General features: G+C 62.1%; 1 protein-coding gene. It reads left to right on the top strand.

The window, feature by feature from the left end; genetic code table 11:
* The first annotated feature begins 171 nt into the window (after nucleotides 1–171).
* Nucleotides 172–2,376: a fibronectin type III domain-containing protein gene (locus CXY72_RS00155; RefSeq protein WP_233197560.1), complete on the top strand. Its 2,205-nt coding sequence runs from the start codon at nucleotides 172–174 to the stop codon at nucleotides 2,374–2,376.
* The last annotated feature ends 67 nt before the right edge of the window (nucleotides 2,377–2,443 follow it).

Below are 2,443 nucleotides of genomic sequence, written 5' to 3'. Positions count from 1 at the left end.
TGGATGATCATGGTTTCTCCAAGGTCCCGGGACGAGAGTGCACTTGTGTGTGAATTTCTCATGCATTCTCATAAGGAGTGAATGACCGTGAAAACCAGCCCATCTGCGGCGGGTCCTGGAAACAGGATTTCTTCCGTTAGGCGCGCGACCGTGTATGGAGTCTCAGCAGCAGTGCTGATTGCACCCTTCATCATCGCCGTACCGGCCGCTTCGGCGGCTGTCCCGACTTTTCCCAACAACATCATCGTCTTCCCTGACCGCGACTTCATCACCGTCGAGGGCTACCAGGACCGCATTGGCCAGACCGCAACCGTAGAGGTTACGCGTCCCGGGGTCGGTGTGATCGGCTCAGCGCAGTCGGTGGTGAGCGCGGGCGATGTCGCGTTCGAGATCAACCACCCGGGCGGGACCTGCTGGGGCGCCGGCACGGCACTGAAAGTTACCCCCGACATCCGTCCCGGAGACCTCGTGTCGATGAAGTTCGGTGCCACTGCAGCCGGTGACACCACAACTCAAGACGTATATGTGAACGGAACTCCGGTGCTCGCCGCCGACGGCGTCACCGTCACCCTCACCGGTTTTATTGGCGATGGTGTAAAGCAAGCTCAGGTCGAGCAGCGAATCGTCGAACCAGCGTTCAGGAACACCGCTGTCGCCCGTCGGGACGTGCGCGCTGTGCCTGGACCGCTCACAGCCAACGTGGGTTACAGCTCATCGCTGGAATACGGCGTTGCGGGCGCGAACACTTTCACGGCCACCTACGTATTCGACAACCAAGATGCTGCGAGCATCGCCGCTGCCGCCGGAACCGGTGTGCGCGTGATGTCCTGGCAGCTCGAAGATGCCGTCGCTAACCGCCAAGGCCTCACCATCGCCGAGTTCGGCGAATTGGGCGGTCCGGGAATGGGCGGATGCCCGAACGGTCCATTGCAATCAGGACCCGTCGGAGCGACCGATGTGATCGCCGCCACGGTGGCAGATCCCCTCAAGATCACATGGACACCAGCTGTAGCGGTCCCCGGCACACCGGCAATCACCGGCTACCGGGTTCACGCGGTGGCACAAACGGTCGTCAACGGAGAGCGCGCGGAATTTGGCAAACGCATCAACTCCCCGGCAGCGAAAACCACCACGATCTCAGGTCTGAACCCAGCCGAGACGTATGACGTCTTCCTCGTCTCAGTGAGCAGTGCAGGCGAAACCTTCCCCGCCGTGCATGCCATCCCCGTCACCGACATCGTGGCGCCCCTCACGACAGCCTCCCTCCAGAGCGGGTCGTTCCGCACCGCCCAGCAGCTCTCTCTGAGCTCCAACGAAGCGGCAGCGGAAATTTACTACACAACAGACGGGTCGGATGTTTTCCTCACCGGCGGCACGTTGTCCCCGGTCGCTGTGCTCTACACGCAACCCCTCACCATTGCCGCAACGACGACCGTGAACTTTGCCGCAATCGACCCATCCGGCAACATCTCAACGCAGGGCCAAGTGGTGCTGACCATCACCAATGATCCTCTCCCCTCCACACCAACCTTCTCCTCGCCACCGATCGCCGGCACGGGAAGCGCGACGCTGAACTGGACTGCTGCCAACCCGGGAGCTCCAGAACTCACCGTGACAGGCTATTCCGTGCAGGCATACACCGCTGATGGAGTAGTGGCGGGCCCCGCACGCACCACCGCCGGAGACGTGACAACACTCGTCTTCGACGCTCTAACTCCCGACACGACCTACCAGTTCACGGTCACTGCGAGCAATGCAAACGGCCCTGGCACCGAATCGGCGAAGTCCGATCCGGTCCAAGCACTCGGCGCTCTCGTCGCTAACGCGGGAACCGACCAGGCGATCACCCGGGCAACCACCGCGACCACGGTGACACTCGACGGCAGCCGCTCGACCAGCACAGATACAACCTACCTGTGGGAGCAAGTACTCACTAGCCCAACGGATCCCGACCGCGTCACCCTCACCGGGCCCACAACGGTCAACCCAACGTTCTCTTTGCCGCTCTTCGCGACACCGATGACGAACAATCCGTTGACCTTCCGACTCAGTGTGACGTCGGGTTCTGCCGTGCGCACCGATGAGGTGCAAATCACACCGGTCGCCAGCCAGATCACTGTCACCGGCGCGAGATGGAAGCCGCGCGACTTCAGAATCGACGGCGTCAGCTCGTCGGTCGGCGGCACCGTGACGATCCACCGTGACGGACCGACCGGTCCCGTCATTGGACGAGCACCCATCACCGCAGCGGCAGCGCCGCAAACCGGCGGAGTGTTCACCTACCGGGTCAGAAACTCAGCCACCAACCCCGGCTCAATCTGGATCGACTCCACCCTGGGTGGCACCGTAGGACCGGTAACCGTAACCACTAGGTAACGACTACGAGATAACACAAAAAACGGGCTCTCACGGCGTCAGCGGTGAGAGCCCGTTCTGTGCGCCG

The organism is Cryobacterium sp. Y57, from assembly GCF_002929505.1.
GTDB lineage: Bacteria > Actinomycetota > Actinomycetes > Actinomycetales > Microbacteriaceae > Cryobacterium.
The sequence above is the reverse complement of the archived record's forward strand: the minus strand, read 5'-3'. Positions and strand labels throughout refer to the sequence as shown.